Genomic DNA, 22,621 nt, shown 5'->3' with positions numbered 1-22,621 from the left:
AATTCTTCGTTCTAATTTTCAAATTATCACATTTTCAAATTCAACTTCTTCTGTTAAATTTGCAAACCTTGTAAAAAAAATACTTACTAAACTCAAATATTTCATTATGGATTCAATGATTGTCTATCTTGTTCCGGTGTTCGGAATAATCGGATTACTTTACACTGCTTGGCGCTTTAGTTGGGTTTCTAACCAACCAACCGGAGACGCTAATATGCAAAAACTCTCAGGTTATATAGCCGATGGAGCCATTGCGTTCTTAAAAGCAGAATGGAGAATCTTAGCTTTTTTTGCCATTCCAACCGCTATCTTGTTAGCTTGGTTAGGCTCAAGCGAGGGCACTGCCGAATCCCCAATTCATTCTTCCCCTATTATTGCTGTAGCATTCTTAATTGGTGCGGTTTTTTCAGCTACTGCTGGTTACATTGGTATGAAAATCGCTACCAAAGCTAACGTACGTACAGCACAAGCAGCTCGTACCTCATTAGCAAAGGCGCTTCAAGTTTCTTTCACTGGTGGTTCGGTAATGGGTATGGGTGTGGCAGGCCTGGCAGTTTTAGGCTTGAGCGGTCTTTTCATTATTTTCTATAACTATTTTGCAAAAGGTGAGTTGCTTACTTCTGATAACATGAAAAAAGCTATCGAAGTATTAGCAGGATTCTCATTAGGTGCTGAGTCTATTGCCTTATTTGCTCGTGTTGGTGGTGGTATTTATACCAAAGCTGCCGACGTAGGTGCTGACTTAGTTGGTAAAGTAGAAGCAGGTATTCCTGAAGATGATGTTCGTAATCCGGCAACTATCGCCGATAACGTAGGTGATAACGTAGGTGACGTAGCAGGTATGGGTGCTGACTTATTTGGTTCTTATGTAGCCACCATCCTGGCAACCATGGTATTAGGACAAGAAATCAGCGTTGTTGATGCCTTTAATGGTTTCTCTCCAGTAATCCTTCCTATGATGATTGCAGGTGTAGGTTTGCTTGCCTCTTTGGTTTCAACTTTCTTTGTACGTATCAGCAGCGAAGACTCTTCTGTACAAAATGCATTGAATTTAGGTAACTGGGCTTCCATTGTTATTACACTTATCGCTTCATACTTCCTGGTAACTCAAATTTTACCTGAAAATTTAAGTCTTCGTGGTCATGAGTTTACCTCAATGGGTGTTTTCTGGGCTATTGTGGTTGGATTAGTTGTAGGTGCTTTGATGTCAATCATTACGGAGTACTATACTGCTATGGGTAAACGCCCTGTATTATCAATCGTTCAGAAATCAGGGACAGGTCATGCTACTAACATCATTGGTGGTTTAGCAGTGGGTATGGAATCAACAGTATTACCAATTATCGTTTTAGCGGCTGGTATTATCTTATCATATAGCTTTGCTGGTTTATATGGTGTATCTATCGCAGCAGCAGGTATGATGGCTACAACAGCTATGCAATTAGCCATTGACGCCTTTGGTCCAATTGCAGACAACGCAGGTGGTATTGCAGAAATGTCTCAACTACCATCAGAAGTACGTGGACGTACAGATAATCTGGACGCTGTTGGAAACACAACCGCTGCGACAGGAAAAGGCTTTGCGATTGCTTCTGCAGCCTTGACTTCATTGGCACTATTCGCAGCGTTCGTTGGTATTGCAGGTATTTCGGCCATTGATATTTACAAAGCTCCCGTATTAGCAGGGTTGTTTATCGGTGGTATGATTCCTTTTATTTTCAGTGCCCTTTGTATTTCGGCTGTGGGTAAGGCAGCTATGGAAATGGTAAACGAAGTTCGTCGCCAGTTCCGCGAAATTCCGGGTATTATGGAATATAAAGCTGAACCTGAATATGAAAAATGTGTCGCAATTTCTACTCAAGCATCAATCAAACAAATGATTTTACCGGGCGCTATTGCCCTTATAGTGCCAGTGATAGTAGGTTTTGGATTTAAAGGAGTTTTTGAAGGTACTTCATCGGCAGAAATTCTTGGTGGCTTATTAGCAGGTGTAACAGTATCTGGTGTATTGATGGGGATGTTCCAGTCAAATGCAGGTGGTGCATGGGATAATGCTAAAAAATCATTTGAAAAAGGTGTTGTCATTGATGGCGAGACTTACTATAAAAAATCAGAACCTCACAAAGCTTCTGTTACAGGTGATACTGTAGGTGATCCATTCAAAGATACTTCTGGCCCATCAATGAACATTTTGATTAAATTGATGTCAATCGTTTCTTTGGTTATTGCTCCTTACATTGCAGTAAAATCAAACCATGCAGGCTTGGAAAACAAAAAAACTGAGGTGGTACAATCATCTTTACCAACAAGCATCAATCAAACCCTGGCAACTGGTGTAACCCTTAATTATCTTGAGGGTGGGGTAGAAGACCAATTGATTAAATCAATTCAAGCTTCATCGTCAAATCAGAAAGTATCATTCAATTTTAGTAGCTTAAACTTTGTTAACGGAAGTGCTTCAATTGAAGCGAATTCAATGAATGAAGTTTTGAATGTTGCTGAAATTCTGAAAGCGTATCCTAATGTAAACGTTAAAGTAGGCAGTTTTGCAGACAATGATACACAACTGGCAAACGAGCGTACCAAGGCTGTTAAAGCAGCACTTGTTGGCTTAGGAATCAACGCTTCGCGCTTCGAAAACGCCTAATATTTGTTGTAAGAACAATTGATTAAACTATAAAAGAAAAGCCGCTGATAAATTTTATCAGCGGCTTTTCTTTTATAGTTTAATGTTGTTTATTATAGATATGGAAATTGATGGGTAATATACCTTAGATAGAATACGTCTAACAAGAATACAAATCAATCACCACAGCCCCCAATCCTTGCTGTAAAAACGCTATTGGCACTTACACTAAACCCTGCACCTAATATAACGGAATTATTAGCTCTATAAATGGTTTGGGTCGGTGTTTCTATAAAATTGGTAGCAGTAATAGTATTACCTGTAAAAGTCTGCACAGAATTAGCATATACTTTATTATTAATAGCAACAGCGTCTGCAGGAGAAACAAACAAAATATTGTTAGAAGAAATAGGTGCGCATGGCGACCACTCTTTATGACAATAAGCATTATAACCTATTGGAGAGGAAGGAGTGACCATCAACGACTGCCCATTGGCCCCGTTGTTCCAGGTTATCACGCTTGTCGGGCAATCCTGTGCTATTAATAAATAAGATTCTCCGGTTGTACACAGCGTTACAGGACTTGTTAAAGGTGGAGTATCACCAATTGGAACATAATCAGACTGGGGATTAGAAGCATCATAAATCTGATAAATGTTCTGATCATTTTTTGTAAACCTGATTGTTTGCTTCTGAATCAATTCTTTGAATTTTGAATTATTAGAGACATTGGAAGAGACCGGAAAAACATATACCTGTGGAATAGTTAATACAGTTAATTTAACAGCTATCCGCGGACTCGGGCATAATCCCTCACAAATTGCCTGTGCAAAAAAAGTCTTTTCTCCGATATTAGTAGTTGAAGGAAAATAATCAGAACCAGTTGCCAGTAGATTTCCACCACTGGCAGCACTCCACCAGGTAATAGCAGGAGGTTGATTTGTTCCATTAGTAGTTATAGTCATAGAAAAGCCTTTTACGCACAAGGGGTCAATTGCGTTATCGTCTTCCGGTAATAATGTCCATATACCACTTGGATTCTCATTAAGGAAGGTAGCAAATGATTGAGCTGGAGCAAATGTACCTGATGCTGGTACTGACCCTTGGGGTATTTGACCCGCACCAGTCTGAAAAACAGTGGTTACAATACCTGATGTTGATGCTCCCCCTGAATAAACCCCGTTAGCAATTAGGGTAATAATTTTACCACTAGGAGACTGTAATTTGAAAGAAACCTCATCATTATAGGGAGTACTGCCGCCGTCTTCATCATCACAGGAGTTTTTATCGAATTGATCTTTCTTTTGCCAGGTAACAGAAACCTTTATGCTTGTGGCTGTGCCTGTCAGGCTAAATACGTTTACTGTGGGATCATCACCACTCTTATCAAAACCATCATAACCAACTAGCGGGCCATTATATGTAAAAGTAGTCGGGCCACTGTAATTACAACTGATTGCGGTAGCTTTTAAGCCTCCATTCTGGCTTAAATCTGTGCAATACGTAGCTTCTTTATCTGTAACAGTCGGAGCATTTGTAAAAGAAGAATTCAAAGATATTTTTGTTCTTTCTGAAAGTATGCTACAGCTGCCATTACTGATAATTACTTGATAATTTCCTATAGCACTGGCATTAAATGAGGTGGTGGTAATGTTAGTAAGTACCCCATCCTTGAACCATTGATAGGTATTGCCAGCTCCAGGATTAGCATTAAGAGCAACCGACTGGCCTTGACAAATAAATGAACTACCGTTAACCGTGATATTGGCGGATGCCAAACCTTTGTTTGCACAAGATATAGCTTTGAGCAAATTAACTCTACCGCCACCCAATAGCCCTTTGTAACCAGGATTAGCGGAATCTAAATTGTCAGCAGTATTTTTTAATAGACTTTCTAATTGTGCGGGTGTTAGTGAGGGAAAACAAGACCAGATAAATCCTAATGCACTTGAAATCAACGGCGTAGCCATAGAAGTACCATTAAGTGAGGAATAAGTATTAAATGGATAAGTGCTGAAAATTCCACGACCGGGAGCAGAAATATCTACCCAGGAGCCATAATTGGAAAAAGAACTTCGTTGATCATTATTATCTAAGCTGGCAACACCAATCACATGTCTGTAAGCAGCAGGGTAGCTTTCAACAGATGTGTCCTCATTGCCAGCAGCGGCCACCACAATAACGCCTTTATTATAGGCATAGTCTATCACTTCTTGCTCAGCCTGCGAGAATCCAATGCCACCCCATGATAAACTAATAATATCTGCTCCGTTATCAGCTGCCCATAAAATTCCCTCGAAACCAAAATAAATACCTCTTGGGTCAGCCCCGTCAGGAGTAGCTTTTATTGGTAAGACTTTTACGCGATTATTGCTTGCCGAAGCAACGCCCAGATTATTATTAGAGACAGCACTCACAATACCTGCCACATGTGTACCATGGCTAAATGTAATATTAGGTGGATTAGGATTATTGTCATCATCTCCCAGATCTTTTCCGGGCAACATATTGGCTTGTAAATCAGGGTGGTTGGTTTGAATGGCATTGTCAACAACTGCTACTACAACACTGGCACCACCCGGGTTAACATCCCATGCTTCGAAGGCTTTAATTTTATTCAGGAACCACTGCGAATTTGTACTAGGGTCGTTAGGTGTGGCAATGATTTGTCTGAACCGAACTTTCTCAACTAAAGCTACTTCTGGTAATTGCTTTAATGTTTTAAGCATTTCATCCGTTCTTTCAGGATTTTTCAGCTTTAAGCGATATATTTTTTGAAGATTTTCCGAATTGTTAGTATAAAACGGTTTGGTAGCTTGTTGCAAAACAAATTCGGAAGAAAACTTTTGTAAAAACTGCAATTCGCTCGACAAATTAACAGCGCTCGAAACAGCACCTAGAGGCTTTTGTTTCACTTTTAAATAAATTTCTCCATCAATAAAATCTTTATTAACTTTCTGACCTATTGTGGTAAATGTGATAAGTGTGGCAAAAATAAGTAGAGTTGTACGCATAGATTCGGATCATTAGTATTTTTCTGACCAATAGAAACAGTGGATAAAACCTTTTTTGCAGACTAAGTGAATCCCTACGTCTACTCACAGCAGTGTGTTTATATTAAATAAATATATTTGCATAGAGTGTCTCATTTATTGAACAAATTTATCCCAAAAAATGTAATTCAAGAAATCTATCATCGGTCATTAGCCGCTCAAACCTAAATATTGTATAATTTTTGATAACAATGAAGAAAACCCTAATTTTTTTACTCCTTTTTTATTATACGTTTAGTTTCGGGCAAACGAAACAGATGAGTGCAGGGGAAATCATACAGGCGATGAAACGATTGAATGTAGTAGGAAACGTCTTATATGTTGCTGCGCACCCTGATGACGAAAATACACTTTTTATTACTTGGCTTTCGAAAGAGAGGATGGTTCGTGCAGGATATATAGCCATGACCAGAGGTGATGGCGGACAAAACCTGATAGGCTCTGAACAAGGTGAATACGTTGGCTATTTGAGAACGCATGAGCTTTTAGGCGCCAGAAGCATTGATGGTGGCGAACAATATTTTACAAGAGCCAATGACTTTGGCTTTACAAAAACTACGGACGAAGCTCTAAGCACTTGGGGCAAAGAACAAATTCTCTCAGATTTGGTTTGGCGAATCCGTAATTTTCAGCCTGATATAATGGTCAATCGCTTCCCGCCCGATGCACGCGCAGGTCATGGTCATCATTCAGCATCTGCTGTATTATCAGAAGAAGCATATAAGGCTGCGGCAGACCCAAATCGTTTTCCTGAGCAATTGGCCTACGTAAAACCATGGCAGGTAAAACGTGTGGTGTGGAATTCTTTCTCACCTAATTTTCAGAATACTTCTCCTGAAGAGGGAAGCTATATTAAAATTCAACTAGGAAATTATAATGCTTTGCTAGGGAAATCTTATACAGAAATAGCTGCGGAGGCAAGAAGTATGCATAAAAGTCAGGGCTTTGGTTCGGCTAGAACAAGAGGGCAACGCGTAGATTATGCCTTGCATAAAGTTGGAGAGCCTGCAAAAGAGGATCTATTTGATGGTATTGATATGACGTGGAAACGTGTGAAAGGTGGTGAAAAAGTGCAGGGATTAGTAAATGAAATGTTAAGCAACTTTAAGGTTGAAAACCCATCTGCATCAGTCCCGGCTTTGATTAATATTTATAATGCTATTAATGGACTGGAAGAAAATGTTTGGACAACCTATAAGAAAAATGAGGTAAAAGACTTGATATTGGCATGTGCTGGGTTATGGTTTGAGGCAAATCCATCAGATTATTCGGTAGCTGGTGGTGACAAGATTAAAGTGAATCTCAATGTAGTGGCTCGGTCAAATGCCAATATTATATTAGAGAAAGTAAGTTTTAAGGGAACCGGAAAAGATTCAGCCATGAATCTGAAATTGGCTTACAATGTACCTGTCAATCAGAATTTTGATTTGCAAATACCAAGTATCACACCTATCACCCAGCCTTATTGGTTAATGGAAGAGAAAGAAAAGGGATTTTATAAAGTAAATGACCAGTTATTAAGAGGTTTACCCATTAAGCAAGCCGATTTAGTGTGTGATTATACGTTTTCAATTGAAGGCAAGCAATTCAATTTCCAGACGCCATTGACCTATAAATTTGTTGAGCCATCGATTGGTGAAATATATCGCTACTTTGAAGTTCGTCCGGAAGTGATGGCGACTATTGATGAAAAGGTTTATGCCTTTGCCGATAATCAACCAAAAGATGTGCATGTAACTTTGAAAGCGGGTAAGAGAAATGTGTCTGGTTCTATTGCCTTAAGTATTCCGAGCGGTTGGAGAGCCGAACCTGCTTCTATTAACTTTGATTTGAAAGATAAATACGAAGAGAAAAACGTAATATTCAAAGTATTCCCATCTACCACTGCCTCAGAGATAAGTTTAAAAGCGGTTGTAAAAACGGCCAATGGTACTTATAATCGCGGCATTGCTACGATAGATTACAAGCATATTCCAACATTGACTCTTTATCCTATTTCAGAAGCAAAGGCTATCAGAATAGATTTAAAGAAAAAAGGGACAAAAATAGGTTATATAGCCGGTGCGGGTGATGAAGTACCTGCAGCATTGACACAGATTGGCTATCAGGTAACTATGCTTACTCCTATTGAATTGGGTAAAGACTTAACAGGATATGATGCCATCATTGTAGGAGTGCGTGCCTACAATACTGAAGAACATTTGAAGTTCTTTCAGGAGAAATTGATGGATTATGTGAAAAATGGTGGAACAGTAGTTACGCAGTATCAGACAAATGCTTTCTATGGAACATCAAAAGTAAAAGAAATGGGGCCGTATAACTTTGGTATCGGACGCGGTCGTGTGACTGACGAAAATGCCGAAGTAAAAATCTTAAACCCTGCTCATGTATTATTAAATACACCAAACAAAATTACGCAAAAAGATTTTGAAGGCTGGATTCAGGAAAGAGGACTGTATTTTGCAGATAAATGGGCAAAAGAGTATGAAACCATTTTCTCGATGCATGATGCCAATGAAAGAGAGGAAGAGGGGAGCGTATTATATGCCAAATATGGCAAAGGGAATTTTGTATTTACAGGCTTAGCTTTTTTCAGAGAATTACCTGCGGGTGTGCCGGGAGCTTATCGTTTATTTGCCAATATGATTTCAGTAGGTAAGTGATATGCCCCTAACCCCTGAAGGGGATGAAAAAAGCTCTTCCATTTATTTGGCAAGAGCTTTTTTAATTCCCCTTCAGGAGTTAGGGGTATTTTTTAAATCACCACATTCACAATTCTCTTAGGCACTATAATTAATTTTTTAGGTGTATTACCTTCCAACCATTTGATAACGTTTTCATTGGCTAAAACTCCTTTTTCTATATCTTCTTTGCTCATATCTGCCGGGAATGAAATAGTAGTTCTTACTTTACCATTTATCTGAATGGGATATTCGAATGAATCTTCTATTAGATAATCAGCGTTAAATTCCGGATAGCTTTGGTGAGTGATTGTCCCTTTTTCATTACCTAATATCTCCCATAATTCTTCTGAAATATGTGGGGTATAAGCAGATAAAACAATTACTAACTGATCCAGAATAGCCTTTTTAGAGCATTTCAAATCAGATAGTTCATTCACACAAATCATAAAAGTACTTACTGATGTATTGAAAGAGAAGCTCTCAACATCTTCAGACACTTTCTTAATGGTTTTGTGCAATGCTTTCAGTTCTGCTTTTGTCGGCTCAGCATCTGTCACTATATATTTACCATTCTGATCATAGAACAATCGCCATAGCTTACGGATAAAGCGATGAGTTCCCTCAATACCACGAGTATCCCATGGCTTGCTTTCTGTCAATGGCCCTAAGAACATTTCGTATAATCTGAAAGTATCCGCGCCGTATTCTTCTACAATGTCATCTGGATTAACAACATTATAAAGTCGCTTAGACATTTTTTCGACTTGAGAACCACAAACGTATTTATCGTCTTCAAGAATAAATTGAGCACTGGCTAAATCTGGTCTCCATATTTTAAACTTCTCAACGTTTAAAACATCATTCTTAACTAAACTTACGTCAACATGAATTGTAGTGGTTTCATACTGGTTTCTTAAATTGTACGATACGAAAATCGGGTTTTTGTCAGCTCCCTCACTTGATTTCAAACGATAAACCAAACTTGATTTCCCTTGAATCATCCCCTGATTAATTAATTTCAAGGCATATTCTTCTTGTGGCACATAACCTCTGTCTTTCAGGAATTTGTTCCAGAAACGGCTGTATAATAAGTGTCCGGTTGCATGTTCTGTACCACCCAGATACAAGTCAACATTCTGCCAGTAATCAATGGCTTCTTTTGAGGCAAACTCGTTTTCGTTGTGAGCATCCATGTATCTGAACCAGTACCAGCTACTTCCTGCCCAACCCGGCATTGTACTTAGTTCGTATTGATTACCCTTGTAATTCCAGCCATCGGCACGACCTAGTGGTGGTTCACCATCTTCTGTTGGTAGATATTTATCAATTTCGGGTAAAACCATTGGCAAATCTTTTTCATCGATTAAATAAGGCAAATTGTCCTTAAAATAAATAGGAACAGGCTCACCCCAATATCGCTGGCGGGCAAAAACCGCATCTCTTAAGCGGTAGTTTACTTTTCCTTTACCAATGCCTCTTTCTTCCAATGAGTCAATTAGTTTTTTAGTTGCTTCCTGATAACCTAGGCCATTAATAATACCAGAATTGATATATTTACCTTCCTTAGTAGCATCGGCCTGAGTTTCAATATCCTGCTGAGAATCTAAAATCGGAACGATTGGTAGATTGAAATGTGTCGCAAAATTCCAATCTCGTTGATCACCTGATGGTACACCCATTACTGCGCCTGTACCATAACCAGCCAATACATAATCTGCAATCCAGATAGGTACTTTTTCTCCACTGAATGGATTGATACAATAGCTACCTGTAAATGCTCCTGAAACCTTTTTTACATCAGACATACGGTCTAATTCAGAGCGTTTTTGAGTTTCAGTAATATAGTTGTCAATACTTTCTTTTTGTTCCTGTGTGGTTAAACTAGTTACCCATTCATGCTCGGGTGCTAAAACCATAAAAGATACCCCATAGATTGTATCAACTCGGGTTGTGAAAACCTCAATTAAGGTGTCTGGCTTATTTTCGACTTCAAACTTTACCATGGCACCAACCGAGCGGCCAATCCAGTTGCGTTGTTGCTCTTTTAATGAATCAGACCAATCAATGGTAGTTAAACCACTAATCAAGCGGTCAGCGTAAGCAGTAATGCGCATCATCCACTGCTGCATTCTTTTCTGAATCACCGGGTAACCTCCACGTTCAGAAACACCATCTTTCACCTCGTCATTTGATAATACCATACCCAAAGCAGGACAGAAATTTACTACTGCTTCCGAAAGATAAGTCAATCGGTATTTTAACGAGATAGTATATTGCTCAGTTTCTGAAAGTGCATTCCATTCTTCTGCAGTAAAACTTCTTACATCTTCATCACAAACGGCATTTACTCCTTTTGTACCATTCTCGGCAAACTTTTCATACAATGTCTCTACCGGTTCTGCTTTATCAGAATCTTTATTATACCAGCTTTTAAACAACTCCATGAAAATCCACTGCGTCCATTTATAATATTTTGGGTCAGAGGTGCGAACTTCTCTGCTCCAGTCATAGCAGAAGCCGATTTTCTTCAACTGGCTGATATAAGTGCTGATATTTGCCTCTGTAGTGATAGCAGGGTGTTGACCAGTCTGAATAGCATATTGTTCCGCAGGCAGACCAAACGAGTCAAAGCCCATCGGGTGAAGGACATTAAAACCTTTGAGTTTTTTGTATCTTGAGTAGATATCGCTGGCTATGTATCCGAGTGGATGACCCACGTGTAAGCCTGCCCCTGATGGATAAGGGAACATATCTAATACATAAAACTTAGGTTTCGAATGGTCAATCTTTACTTCATAGGTTTTGTTTTCTTCCCAGAATTGTTGCCATTTCTTGTCAATCTCACGATGGTTATACTCCGACATATAATATAGAATAATTGTGTAAACGTGTTTGAGTGAAAATTTTTGCAAAAATAGCATTTTAAGGCTTCAAATTTTGTAATTTGTCAAATATTATCCCTAAAACTTATCTTCAGTGGCTATTAAACCTAAAATTATCAGCTATGATACGTAAAATTTTATTGAGTCTTATTTTACTGTTAATATTGGGCGCCTTGGGTGTTTTTTATATTTCTTCTGACAAATCTAAATCAGCCCTGATTTTAATGACCGATTTTGGGGTGAAAGATGGAGCAGTGGCGGCGATGAGAGGTGTTGCCTTGAAGCTATCTCCTGAATTAACCATTCATGATTTAACTCACGAGATACCAACTTATAATATCTGGGAAGGAGCCTATCGCCTGCAACAAACAGCACCTTATTGGGCAGAGGGAACAGTTTTTGTTTGCGTAGTTGACCCGGGAGTAGGGACAAAACGCAAATCCATAATCCTGAAAACCAAGGCCAATCATTATTTTGTAGGCCCGGATAATGGCCTTTTTACGTTAGTTGCTGAAAGTGAAGGAGTAGAAGAAATCAGAGAGATTTCAAGTGCTAATCGCCGTCCGGACTCACAAGACTCATACACTTTTCATGGCCGGGATGTATTTGCCTATTCTGGGGCTAAATTAGCATCAGGGAAAATCAGTTTTGCTGAGGTAGGGGAGGTGATTCCAAATAACCAATTAGTAATGCTAGACTATCCAAAGTCAAGGTTTGAAAATGGTATAGCTTCAGGCGGTATTCCAGTTTTAGATATTCAATATGGTAATGTCTGGACTAATATTGACAAAAATACTTTTGATAAACTAGGTGTAAAACCAGGAGAAATGCTGAATGTAAAGGTGTTATCAAAAGATAGCCTGGTATTTCAGGGCATAATGCCTTATGTTCATACTTTCGGAGATGTAAAAGAGGGAGATAATTTGCTGTATATGAATAGTTTGATGAATTTATCAATCGGGATAAATATGAATGACTTTGCCAATAGATATGGGATTTCAAGTGGCAGGGATTGGAAAGTAGAAGTAAGCAAATAAACATATAATAGCAAAAAGATGTATCAATCGAGTTGATACATCTTTTGTTTAAGAATTATATAATTAATGCTTATTTCTTCTGAGCTTTAGGAGCAATGAAAACAATCATACGCTTGCCTTCTAATTTTAATTCTCCCTCTGGTTTGCCATAATCATCCAACCCGGCAATGAATCGCTTCAATAATTCAACACCCTGGTCTTTGAATACAATTTGTCGTCCAACAAAGTGTACATAGGCTTTTACTTTGGCATTTTCTTTCAAGAAACTGATGGCATGTTTTAGTTTAAAACTAAAGTCATGGTCATCCGTCTGCGGGCCGAAGCGGATTTCTTTAATGACCGTTTTTGCAGCTTTTGCTTTTATTTCTTTCTGCTTTTTCTTTTGGTCATACTTAAATTTAGAATAATCAACAATTCTACAAACTGGTGGATTGGCAGTAGGAACTATTTCGACTAAATCAAGACTCTGGGCTTTGGCCATAGCCAATGCCTGCTCGATGTCAAATATTCCTTGCTCAACGTTGTCGCCGACTAATCGGACTTGAGGTACTCGTATTCTCTGATTGATACGATGTTCGTCTTCTTTCTGTACTGGTCTTCTGAAATTACGATTGAATGGTTGTTGTGCCATTTAACGATTTTAAGGTTGCTAAAAATTGAATTTTACGAAATTATAAATAAAAATCATAAAAACAAACAATACTATCGTTTTAAACGATTTTTTAGTAGGGATTGTTTGTTTTTATGATTAAAATGTACTAGACATTATTTTTGCCCAAACTGCGGGATATTTTTGTTAATCTCGGCTTTGGCATAAGTAATAAATTCTTCGATAGTCATTGCCCCCAAGTCTCCCTCGCCTTTTCTGCGAACAGATACTTTGCCCTCTTCCGCTTCTTTTTCACCGACAATCAACATCAAAGGTAATTTATTTACTTCTGCATCACGGATTTTACGGCCGATTTTCTCATCTCTATGGTCAACATATCCTCTGATATCGTTCTCCTGTAATGTCAGGAATACATCATTGGCATAATCTTCATATTTTTCCGAAATCGGCAGTATTGCAATCTGGTCAGGTGATAACCACAATGGAAAATTACCTGCAGTATTCTCAATCAGAATGGCAATGAACCGCTCTAGCGAACCAAATGGTGCTCGGTGAATCATCACAGGGCGGTGTTTCTGGTTATCAGAACCCACATATTCTAACTCGAATCTTTGTGGTAACTGATAATCTACCTGAATGGTTCCCAGCTGCCATTTTCTACCTAAAGCATCCTTCACCATGAAGTCCAGCTTAGGGCCATAAAAAGCCGCTTCACCTAATTCTTCAACTGTATCTAAGCCTTTTTCGGCTGCGGCTCGACGGATTGCATTTTCAGCACTATCCCAGGCTTCATCAGTTCCAAAGTATTTGGTTTTGTTTTCCGGGTCTCTCAGAGATACCTGCGCAGAGAAATTCTCGAATCCTAAAGCTCTGAAAACATATAATACCAGGTCAATTACTTTCTTGAACTCATCTTCTACCTGGTCTTCACGACAAAAAATATGGGCATCATCCTGCGTAAAACCTCGTACACGCGTTAGACCATGTAACTCCCCACTTTGCTCGTAGCGATAAACAGTTCCAAACTCAGCCAATCGTAAAGGTAGTTCACGGTAACTTCTTGGACGCGCTTTGTATATCTCGCAGTGATGCGGACAGTTCATTGGTTTCAACATGAACTCTTCTCCCTCTTCGGGTGTGGTAATCGGTTGGAACGAATCCTTGCCATATTTCTCCCAGTGACCTGAAGTGATATAGAGTTGTTTACCACCGATATGCGGGGTAACAACTTGTTGATAACCTGCTTTGACTTGTGCTCTGCGCAAGAAGTTTTCTAACCTTTCTCTCAACATAGCACCTTTGGGTAACCACAATGGTAAACCTTTACCCACTTTCTCAGAAAACGTAAATAATTCTAATTCTTGCCCTAATTTACGGTGGTCGCGACGTTTGGCTTCCTCTAAAAGCTGAATATAATCGTCTAGCTCCTTTTGTTTAGGGAAAGTAACTCCATAAATACGAGTCAGCATTTTGTTATTCTGATCACCTTTAAAGTAGGCACCAGCTACATTCATAATCTTAGCAGCCTTGATAAAACCAGTATTAGGAATATGCGGCCCACGACATAAATCAGTAAAATTTCCTTGGCGATAGAAAGTGATAGAACCATCTTCCAGGCCAGACAATAGGTCTAATTTATATTCGTCTCCTTTTTCTTCAAAATATTTTATGGCATCAGCCTTTGACATAGGAATACGTTGGTACTCGTTTTTCTGACGAGCCAACTCCAGCATCTTATCTTCTATTTTCTTGAAATCATCATTTGAAATCGAAACACCATTGGTATCAACATCATAATAGAAACCATTTTCTAAAGGAGGCCCAACCCAGAATTTCACACCTGGATACAACGCTTCCAATGCTTCGGCCATTAAGTGTGCCGAAGAGTGCCAGAATGTCGATTTACCGTCCGTATCATTCCACGTCAAAAGTTGCAAGGTTGAGTCTTCATCAATAGGTAGATTGGCGTCCTGAACTTTTCCGTTCACCTTGGCGGCCAATACATTTCTTGCCAACCCCTCACTAATGGATAGGGCGACATCGTAACTCGAGCTTCCTTTTGGATATTCTCTTACGCTTCCGTCCGGTAATGTAATTTTAATCATAACACTTGGTTGTACTATATACATAAATAATCAATAATAGCTATACAATGGTTCGCTTAGAACCCAACTCTTTTTGCAGAATCTGTTTTTACATTCACTTTAGCCTTAGGCTTGATGGTATTGATTCTCAATCTTGAAGTATCTAAAAGCTTTTTGGGTTCTTCAACAACTACAGGTTTTGGTGCAGGTGTCACAGGCTTTCTGGCTTTAAAAGGAGTAGGAGGTGTATAATTGGTCATACCATCATTTACACGTCCAGATACACGATTGAGGGCAATAATTGCCTGTTCGTCATTCGGGTTTTTCTCAACAGCTTCTTTCAAGGCTTCTTCAGCACCCTCCATATTACCCAATTGCTCCTGAGTCAAACCTATCAGATAATTAACCTTAGGAGTATCTTCATTAATATCAAGTGCTTTTTCGTAATTTTCAAGCGCTTTGGTATAACTTTTCCATCGATAGTAAATAGCTGCAGAGTACAGCAAGACATCGGTTCTTTTATTATCTATGGCTGCTGCCTTTTCGTAATTAACCAAGGCACTATCTAAACGGCCGAATTTGAAAAACACCAAACCGCGTTCTACAAATAAATCTGCACTATTCGGAAACTGCATCATAGCTGATTTATTAACCACCAAAGCCGAATCATACATACGGTAATTCTGCAACACTTCTGTGAGTTTAGTGTACCCCTCTCTAAAAGACGGTTTCATTTCAATGGCTTTATTAATTAAAGAGATAGCTGTAAGGGTATCGCCTTTTCTGGCAGCTAAAGTTCCTTTATAAAAATGCGTTTCACCATCGTATGGAGCAATTTGCAAAGACTTTGCCAGATATTTCTCTGCCGATGGAATGTCATTTTTTTGCTGTGATAAATCTCCCAACAGAGTATACAACTCCGGGGTATCTACATTTAGAATCTCTGCACTTTGGGCAAATGAAAAAGCCTCATTATACCTTTTCATTTTTCTTAATATCAACGCCTTTACAAACAGATATTTGCCCGTATTTTGCTTTAATTGATCTGCACGGTTAATATCTTCCATAGCTCTTTCAGTATTATTGATTTTCAAAAATACAGCCGCTCTTTTAAAATAATTTTCTGCCACACTTGGGTTACTTCTGATAGCATCTGTTAAAGCATCAACTGCTGCCGTATTCATCACGCTTTCTAACTGAAAAGGAGAAGGTGGAATCTTAGAACGGTCACGATTGCCCTGTCCGCAAGCAGCCAACAGCACAGTTATAATCAATAAAAAATATATATTTAATGTTTTTTGCATCATTTCAAGGGCATGCCGTTGGGCATGTTCCAATATTTTCACAAAAATCTGAAAATTTTCTAACAATAAAAACCTTTGATGAGAATATAGAGTATGGTTTTCTGAATTTTTAAATAGATTTTCTTCAGATAGCATTAATACTGAGTAGCGATTAACTAATCTTACTTATATTTTTGTTCAAATTGTTTCATCTTTTAAGTTGAATTCCTATTTTTCAAGAAAAATTATTCGATTAGTGTAAAGTAACCGATAATGGAATATCAAGAAAATTCTTTTAGTTCTCCAGTGAGTAATAGAATTGTAAATTTATTAGGAACCGAAGTTATAGATTTATTAATACAAAGTAGCGCACTCGCTCTTTATGATATAGATGAAGTGCCCGAAGCTGATAGGAACTCAATTACTTCTACTCATTTTAATGGACATAGAATTAACAAAGTTATTGACACGCCAGCTGTATCTAGTTTATGCGACTTAAAAAGCTTTTTTCTCGGTTTATCTTCCTATAATTGGGATGGGCCAGTTTCAGGTTGTGCATTTGAGCCGGGATTCGTGGTTATATTTGGAGATTCTCAAGATAAAAATTTATTAAGCATATTTATTTGCTTTAAATGTGGTGAATTATTGTTTCAGTGGGAAAAGGGAGCAAAAATCAATAGAATGCATTTTTCGGGTTTCGATATTTTATTGATTATCTTACACGATGAACTCAAATCTTCAAAAATAAGATTATTACAAACTCAATTTTAATGATGTAAGATACTTCTTTGCAGGATATTTTCAGATGGAAGCAAAACGATAAAATACCCCAAGCGGTAAGCGTTTCTGAAAAGAGTCTTGCAATACCAATTCACCCATTTCAGCATTTGTGATATTAGGATAATTTTGCTTAATGATAGTTTCAGCTATTACAGCTGAAAAACCCATTGAATAGAGGTTCAGTATAAAAAAGAAGTTCTTGTCGTCAATCAGTTGCAGGCAGTTTTTAATCAATTCATTGATTCCTTCTTCCAGAATCCATTTTTCACCATCCGGGCCTCTGCCATATGCTGGAGGATCAAGTATGATTCCGTTGTATTTTTTGCCTCTTTTTACTTCTCTTTTTACAAATTTCAAGGCATCTTCTACCACCCATCGAATATCAGTCAATTGACTGATATCCATGTTTTCTCTTGCCCACGAAATCGTTTGTTTAATAGAGTCAACATGCGTAACATCAGCACCATTGCCTTTAGCAACAATAGATGCCCCTCCGGTATAAGCAAAAAGATTAAGAACTTTTGGGTCTGGAATACCCATTTTTTGAAGCTTTTCTTCAATATACTGCCAGTTTTCTGCTTGTTCAGGAAAGATACCTACGTGTTTAAAAGAAGAGAGGGAAAGCTTGAATTTATATTTTTTGCCTCCTTGCTCATAATTCATATACCATTTTTCAGGCATCTTTTTCAGATTATGCCATTCACCTCTTTCATCCGGGCTCAACTGGTCTTTACCTTTTGTTTTTCTAAAAATAGCAGAGGCTTTCTTTTCCCAGGATTCTTCGTTTAAAGATTTATCCCAAACAGCCTGTGGCTCAGGACGTGCCAGTATATAATCGCCGAAACGTTCCAGTTTTTCAAAATTGCCCGAATCTATTAATTCGTAAGAGAATATTTTTGGATGTAGAAGTTGATACAAGGTTAATACGTTTAAATGAAATCAATTTTATTGCACCTTACTCAGATAAATAATTTTCTTGATATTTGTTTGAGGAAGCTGTTGTTGCCCTTTTTTGCGCTTGTTGGGCTTTTCTTTAGGGGCATCCAGGTCTTTTATGGCCTCAAATTTAATACGACTTCCGTCAGCAATAAAATAATTTTCATACCAATTTCTCACACCGTGATAATTAGCCACAAATTGGCTGTTCTTTACATCAATTGGCTCATCCGAAAGTTTATAAGTAGCAGGACGAGCAAATTCAGCGAAATTATTGACTGTTAAGGCCCCTTTGATACAAACTGCAGTAGATTTATCTTCCGAAACAGCTATTGCTTCCTGAACCTGTGGAGAAATCAGGTTCATATCGATTCTATGTTGAGAAACCAGATTACCGTCGAGGTCGAAACTCGCAACAAATCCATTCAAATAATTATAGCCCTTAAAAACCTGTTTAGACTGGGTGCGAGGATAATTATAGTTAGAATTGGCATAACGACCATAACTTGGGTAGGGGTCATAACCATTATAATAAGGTGTACTGGTTGTAACTGTCTGGAAATTTGCCTGAAAGAAAGTGCCGCCGATGGTAAGTGTATTTTGACCAAAAACAGGCCTAATAGGGAGCAATACAAAATTGTCAATTATTTTCTTCACCGTGGCATCATCAATAGGAGGGATACCTTTCAACAACTGGCGATAATCATAAAATTTCGTGGTCGTTGTTTTTCCATTCTCTACTTTAGATACATACATACCTTTAGCACCTGAGTTAGACTGATAAGTACCTGAAATATACTTGGTAGTAGAAGAAATATCTGTTAGTGTAGCAGTAAGAGGGAAATTGCCAGCATTTGAAGCAATTGTATTTTTGATAATCAGCTTGCCTGTAGTATCATATTTAGCATACACTACATAGGCATCTTTAATAAATTCACCTTTTTTCTTCTTTTCATTGGTATAAGCCGACTCTTTAATTGCCCAGAGACTTTCTATGATATTCTTTTCTGCATCATAATTAAAGTATTGCACCTGTGCTTTACCAATCAGTTCTGCAGTGATGAATTCGCCTAAGTCTGCATCGAAATTATAATTATAAAAAGCAGCGCCTTTTTCATTGACTCCTGCCATTAAGATGCGGTTTTTGAAAAACGCATAATCCTGATCCTGAAAAAACTCTCTTAGTTCAAACCCGCTATTATTAAATTTCCCATCTTTCAGCGAAATACTAAAAACCTGATAATACATTCCCTTTGTTTCACTGAATATAAAAGTAATGTGTTCTTTATCAATGGTGTAGGAAGTCGGCTTCTTTTCTACATCAAGAAATATCTCAGATTCCCATACTTTTTTTAAATCAGTATCAAACTTAACGATTACAGCCTTTGTAACATCTTTTTTGGCAAACAGAATAATGCCATCTTTCCCTAACGGAATCAGTTGTTGCCATGTTGGTCTGCCGTTAATCTCAAATTCTACTGTTTTTAAAACCTGTGCAGAAATATTAAAGCAACTGAGTAGAAAAATAATAACAAATGCCTTTCTCATCAATAATAGATTTTCTTTTACTGCTAAGTAATTGGGTGATTTAGTGATTAATATTTTAAACACTATTAATACTGTTTTCCCATTGAGACTAGAATGCAATCTTATTCAGATAAAACACTTTTCTTGAACCACCAGTTTTATTGGCAATTTTCTGATAACCCCAGGCTAAGTAATAATTCTGATGCCAGTATTCAAGGTCGTCGGTCGAAGTATCTCTTACTTTGTCTCCATCCTGCTCTGTACCTACTTCAAGCACTTTATTGCCTTCAATTACTTCATTACCTCGCACTATTTTGCTGGCTAATTTGCCCTTATTACTATATACAAGTGTAATATCGTTATTACTGTCCAGCTTAATTTTTACTTTCTCTTTCAATTCCTGACTTTTCACGTTGTCGAAACTAAAGCTATTATCCCAAATCAGATTACCTTTTTCGTCAAAAGCAGCTACCACCGCATGAGTATATTTAAAACCATCAAATTGCTGATTATTAAACCCTCTGCTACCGCCATATAACCATGGGTTCCAGGCCCATGAGTTCAAGCCGTAGTATCTGTAATAACTCATGGTATTAAACCCGTAAGGGCTGTAGAACGGACTACCATACATACCTGAGCCATAAAAATTATTATTGTTTCTGAATTCAGGGTAGAATACCTCAGCTACCAGAATATATTGATTATCTTTTTGGATAATATCATGTACCAGAACACGATAATTCAGCCTTAAATCACTGCCTTTATCACGTTTTTTTGTAATCTGTCTTTCTATTCTGTCCTGTTGTTTCTGAGACATGAACTTGAAGAAATTCTTAAACTCTGTAAAACTATGCATTTTTACATATTCAGGGTTCTCCTCATCAACTTTACTGATGTATAAACCTTGCGACATAGGAACACCATTTGACTGATAGCCTTTGTAACCAAAATTACCAATCATTAATTGTGTACCATCATTCAATGAAAATAACTTTCCTGTCAAAAGTCCGTAATCTTCCTCCGGTTCTACGCTTAGCTGCTCTACGATTTTTCCATTTGGATTAATGCGTTTTACTACCATATAGCTTGAACGGCCTTTTTTTACAGAATATGAAACCACTAACAAACCGTTTTCATCATCAAAATCTATGGATGATATACTGGCAGTGCCTTTTAGTCCGCCAGCCAGAATACGTGGTTGTAATCTTTGCAGATTGACACTCATTAAAACAGGCTCTTCCTTTACCATTCCCGCCAGGTAAGCAAAATCGTTATGCACTTTAAATTCTGATACCTCAAATCGTGAGATATTCTCGAAGAAGAATTTCTGCATAATACCTATTCCGGTAGAAACCTTAATAATCTGATAAAGATCACTATTGAATTTGCTGAAAAGAAAATAAATATCCCGTCCATCACGCGCATAATCAACGTAAGACTGGTTTTCTTCCAAATCTCCGTTAACCGACCACGATTGCTGCAGTTCAGCATCAAACTTGGTGATATTGAATGTCTTCTTTGATGTTTTTGACAATATTAACAATCCCTCCTCTCCAAGAGTAATTACCTGATATTTATTATCTTCCCCATTTGTTGGTATTTCAATGCGTTTGACACTCTGAGCCTGAGTAGCAGTTAAGGTTAGAAGAAGCGTCACGCTTGCCAATATACACAGTTTGACGAATATTAAGGCAGTATGTGTATGATTGGTCTTTTGTTGAACATATTTGTGATTGTCATTCATAACTTTTAGCGACTATAATGTCGAACTCCTCTTTTTTTACTGGTTGTACTGAAAGCCTTGATAGACGGATTAGGGCCATATCTTGTAATCTTTCATCTGCTTTAATTTCTTGTAGAGTGACACCCTTAGGTAATTTTTCGACTGGCGATAAATCAACAACTACCCAGCGAGGGTCATCTATGGTTGGGTCAGGATAAGATTCTCTCACAACTTTGGCGATTCCAACTACGTCAAGTCCTTCGTTGGAGTGATAAAAAAGCACAAGATCTCCCAGCTTCATAGCAGCCAGATTATTGCGTGCGGCATAATTTCGTACACCATCCCACATCCCTACGCCTTGATTAACGAAATCATCCCAAGAATATTTGAAAGGTTCAGATTTTACAAGCCAATAGTTCATTTTTATCGATAGTTTTAAGTTAATGGGTAAATATAAAAAAAGCCCCAGTAAATGGGGCTGATTCTGCAAAATATTATTAAGGGAACTTAGGGAATTTTTTAAAGTCAGGTTTGCGCTTTTCTAAAAAAGATCGGAACCCTTCTTTGGCCTCGTCTGACAGGTAGTAAAGCAATGTAGCATTACCAGCTAATTCCTGAATACCTGCTTGTCCATCTAACTCAGCATTGAATGATGATTTCAACATTCTGACAGCTAATGGCGATTTCTCCTGTATTTTTCTACACCATTCAACGGTTACTTCTTCCAATTGCTCTAATGGTACTACTTTATTAACTAATCCCATATCTAAAGCCTCCTGTGCATTGTATTGGTCGCATAAATACCAGATTTCACGTGCTTTTTTCTGACCTACTATGCGCGCCAGGTAACTCGCACCAAAGCCCCCATCAAAGCTACCTACTTTCGGGCCTGTTTGTCCGAAACGTGCATTTTCAGCAGCAATCGTTAAATCACAAACCACGTGTAGTACATGACCCCCGCCAATCGCCCAACCTGCTACCGAAGCAATCACAACTTTAGGAATCGAACGAATCATTTTTTGCAAATCGAGTACATTCAGACGTGGAATATGGTCGTCGCCAATATAACCGCCATGCCCACGAACCGATTGGTCGCCTCCACTACAAAAAGCTTTTCCGCCTTCACCCGTCAGAATAATTACTTCAATTGAAGGCTCCTCACGACAAAACGCCATGGCATCAATCATTTCCTTGACCGTCTGCGGACGAAAAGCATTATGTTTTTCCGGACGATTAATACTGATTCTGGCAATTCCCTCGAAGAAACCAAACTTAATATCTTCGTACTCTTTAATTGTTTCCCAATTCATAATTTATATTTGGAGATATAATTAGTAAAAAATATATGATTGTTGTAATATGCAAGAATTAGTATCAATGCTGAATTATGACCTAA

General features: G+C 38.1%; 14 protein-coding genes. 4 read left to right on the top strand and 10 right to left on the bottom strand.

What is annotated here, in order from left to right:
• Positions 1-106 precede the first annotated feature (106 nt).
• Entirely contained in the window at positions 107-2,647 is a 2,541-nt protein-coding gene (locus tag D0T08_RS19550; protein WP_116984370.1) for a sodium-translocating pyrophosphatase, read from the top strand.
• 155 nt (positions 2,648-2,802) lie between these two features.
• On the opposite strand, the gene D0T08_RS19545 is transcribed toward D0T08_RS19550, so the two are convergent.
• Entirely contained in the window at positions 2,803-5,640 is a 2,838-nt protein-coding gene (locus D0T08_RS19545) for a S8 family serine peptidase (protein ID WP_116984369.1), read from the bottom strand.
• A 230-nt stretch (positions 5,641-5,870) separates the two neighbouring features.
• Here D0T08_RS19545 and D0T08_RS19540 point away from each other — a divergent pair, with 230 nt between their 5' ends.
• Positions 5,871-8,342, top strand: a complete 2,472-nt coding sequence (locus D0T08_RS19540) for a PIG-L family deacetylase (RefSeq protein ID WP_116984368.1) — start codon at positions 5,871-5,873, stop codon at positions 8,340-8,342.
• 92 nt (positions 8,343-8,434) lie between these two features.
• Here the strand turns inward: D0T08_RS19540 and leuS are convergent, their stop codons facing one another.
• A complete protein-coding gene (gene leuS / locus D0T08_RS19535) occupies positions 8,435-11,227 on the bottom strand; it encodes a leucine--tRNA ligase (protein WP_116984367.1) in 2,793 nt (930 codons plus the stop codon).
• A gap of 140 nt (positions 11,228-11,367) precedes the next feature.
• Here leuS and D0T08_RS19530 point away from each other — a divergent pair, with 140 nt between their 5' ends.
• Positions 11,368-12,282 (top strand): S-adenosyl-l-methionine hydroxide adenosyltransferase family protein, encoded by a 915-nt coding sequence (locus D0T08_RS19530; RefSeq protein ID WP_199538194.1) that lies wholly within the window; start codon positions 11,368-11,370, stop codon positions 12,280-12,282.
• Between the two features lie 70 nt (positions 12,283-12,352).
• On the opposite strand, the gene infC is transcribed toward D0T08_RS19530, so the two are convergent.
• The 3 genes from infC to D0T08_RS19515 form a co-directional block, all read right to left on the bottom strand.
• Positions 12,353-12,913, bottom strand: a complete 561-nt coding sequence (infC, locus tag D0T08_RS19525; protein WP_116984366.1) for a translation initiation factor IF-3 — start codon at positions 12,911-12,913, stop codon at positions 12,353-12,355.
• A 134-nt stretch (positions 12,914-13,047) separates the two neighbouring features.
• The gene (gene thrS, locus D0T08_RS19520) at positions 13,048-14,997 is read right to left on the bottom strand and encodes a threonine--tRNA ligase (RefSeq protein ID WP_116984442.1); all 1,950 of its coding nucleotides are present in this window, start codon (positions 14,995-14,997) and stop codon (positions 13,048-13,050) included.
• A 56-nt stretch (positions 14,998-15,053) separates the two neighbouring features.
• Positions 15,054-16,322: a tetratricopeptide repeat protein gene (locus D0T08_RS19515; RefSeq protein ID WP_158561311.1), complete on the bottom strand. Its 1,269-nt coding sequence runs from the start codon at positions 16,320-16,322 to the stop codon at positions 15,054-15,056.
• A gap of 210 nt (positions 16,323-16,532) precedes the next feature.
• On the opposite strand from D0T08_RS19515, the gene D0T08_RS19510 reads away from it, so the two are divergent.
• Complete coding sequence (locus D0T08_RS19510; protein ID WP_116984364.1) at positions 16,533-17,030, top strand: hypothetical protein; 498 nt, start codon at positions 16,533-16,535, stop codon at positions 17,028-17,030.
• A 30-nt stretch (positions 17,031-17,060) separates the two neighbouring features.
• Here the strand turns inward: D0T08_RS19510 and D0T08_RS19505 are convergent, their stop codons facing one another.
• The 5 genes from D0T08_RS19505 to menB all read right to left on the bottom strand — a co-directional run bounded on the left by D0T08_RS19505 (position 17,061) and on the right by menB (position 22,535).
• The gene (locus D0T08_RS19505) at positions 17,061-17,957 is read right to left on the bottom strand and encodes a class I SAM-dependent methyltransferase (protein WP_116984363.1); all 897 of its coding nucleotides are present in this window, start codon (positions 17,955-17,957) and stop codon (positions 17,061-17,063) included.
• A 27-nt stretch (positions 17,958-17,984) separates the two neighbouring features.
• Complete coding sequence (locus tag D0T08_RS19500; protein WP_116984362.1) at positions 17,985-19,523, bottom strand: hypothetical protein; 1,539 nt, start codon at positions 19,521-19,523, stop codon at positions 17,985-17,987.
• Positions 19,524-19,611: 88 nt separating this feature from the next.
• Positions 19,612-21,246: a hypothetical protein gene (locus D0T08_RS19495; RefSeq protein ID WP_116984361.1), complete on the bottom strand. Its 1,635-nt coding sequence runs from the start codon at positions 21,244-21,246 to the stop codon at positions 19,612-19,614.
• Entirely contained in the window at positions 21,239-21,646 is a 408-nt protein-coding gene (locus tag D0T08_RS19490) for an EVE domain-containing protein (protein ID WP_116984360.1), read from the bottom strand. The genes D0T08_RS19495 and D0T08_RS19490 overlap by 8 nt, the downstream gene beginning before the upstream one ends.
• Positions 21,647-21,722: 76 nt before the next feature.
• Positions 21,723-22,535 (bottom strand): 1,4-dihydroxy-2-naphthoyl-CoA synthase, encoded by an 813-nt coding sequence (gene menB, locus D0T08_RS19485; RefSeq protein WP_116984359.1) that lies wholly within the window; start codon positions 22,533-22,535, stop codon positions 21,723-21,725.
• Between the last annotated feature and the right edge of the window lie 86 nt (positions 22,536-22,621).

This window comes from Emticicia sp. C21 (genome assembly GCF_003418935.1).
Classification (GTDB): Bacteria; Bacteroidota; Bacteroidia; order Cytophagales; family Spirosomataceae; genus Emticicia.
Note: the sequence above shows the minus strand (reverse complement) of the source record. Positions and strands in the feature narration are given on the sequence as shown.